General features: G+C 67.8%; 1 protein-coding gene. It reads left to right on the forward strand.

The genetic code is table 11. From position 1 onward, the window contains the following. The first annotated feature begins 111 nt into the window (after positions 1–111). Positions 112–1413 carry an IS256 family transposase gene (locus tag IMZ11_RS42250; protein ID WP_228649153.1) on the forward strand — a complete coding sequence of 434 codons (1302 nt, stop codon included), beginning with the start codon at positions 112–114 and terminating at the stop codon, positions 1411–1413. Positions 1414–1446: the final 33 nt, after the last annotated feature.

Below are 1446 nucleotides of genomic sequence, written 5' to 3' on the forward strand. Positions count from 1 at the left end.
GAGCAATGCTTGAAACCTGTGGATCTGACGGGAAGGGGTGTACCTTCCCGAATCTGATCAGGTATCTCAAGCAGGCCGACGCGCCAACGTCGGTCGGGAAGGCACACCCAGATGCTCACCGTAGTCCCAGAGCTGCCCGCTGACGACCACGACCGTGCGACTGGCGACTCGCCGGCCTCGCTGATCGACCAGCTCGTGCGCGAGGGAGCCCGCAAGATGCTCGCCGCCGCATTGCAGGCCGAGGTGGATGCCTACATCGCCGCGTTCGCCGACGAACGTGACGAGGGCGGCCGCCGGCTGGTCGTGCGCAACGGCTACCACCAGCCGCGCGACATCCTCACCGCGGCCGGCGCGATCGAGGTGAAGGCTCCCCGGGTCAACGACAAGCGCGTCGACGAGGCCACCGGCGAGCGCAAGCGGTTCTCCTCGGCGATCCTGCCCGCGTGGTGCCGCAAGACGCCGCAGCTCACCGAGGTACTGCCGCTGCTGTACCTGCATGGCCTGTCCTCAGGGGACTTCGTCCCCGCGCTGGGGCGGTTCCTCGGCTCGACAGCGGGCTTGTCCGCCTCGGTGATCACGCGTCTGACCGAGACCTGGAAGGGCGAGCAGCGCACCTTCGCCGCCCGTGACCTGTCCGGCGTGGACTACGTCTACCTGTGGGTCGACGGCATCCACGTCAACATCCGGCTGGAGGAGCACAAGCTGTGCCTGCTGGTGGTGATCGGCGTGCGCGCCGACGGACGCAAGGAGCTGGTCGCGCTGACCGACGGCTACCGGGAGTCTGCCGAGTCGTGGGCGGACCTGCTGCGCGACTGCAAGCGACGTGGGATGCGGGCGCCGGTGCTTGCGGTCGGGGATGGCGCGCTCGGCTTCTGGTCCGCGCTGGGCGAGGTGTTTCCGCAGACCAGGGCCCAGAGGTGCTGGTTTCACAAGATCTCTAACGTGCTGGGGGTGCTGCCGAAGTCGGCCCACCCGGCCGCCAAGAAGGCGCTGGCGGAGATCTGGAACGCCGAGGACAAGGACCACGCCGAGCGCGCGGTGAAGGACTTCCAGGCCGCCTACGGTGCCAAGTACCCCAAGGCCGTGGCCAAGGTCATCGATGACCTCGACGAGCTGCTCGCTTTCTACGCGTTCCCGGCCGAACACTGGGTGCATCTGCGCACGACCAACCCCATCGAGTCCACCTTCGCCACCGTCCGCCACCGGACCAAGGTCACCAAGGGGCCGGGCTCCCGCGCAGCGGGGCTGGCGATGGCCTTCAAGTTGATCGAGTCGGCGCAGAAGCGCTGGCGCGCGGTCAACGCGCCGCACCTCGTCGCCCTGGTCCGCGCCGGGGCAACGTTCGTCAAGGGCAAGCTCGTCGAGCGGCCCGAGGAATCACCGGCCATTGAGGACCCGTCGATAGCCGCCTAAAAGATCTTGATCCACAGGTCTTGACGATTGCTC

This window comes from Microtetraspora sp. AC03309, from assembly GCF_020826795.1.
Lineage (GTDB): Bacteria > Actinomycetota > Actinomycetes > Streptosporangiales > Streptosporangiaceae > Microtetraspora > Microtetraspora glauca.

Coding starts and splice junctions, on each gene's coding strand:
- IMZ11_RS42250 (WP_228649153.1), top strand. CDS start 112: ATGCTCACCGTAGTCCCAGAGCTGCCCGCTGACGACCACGACCGTGCG.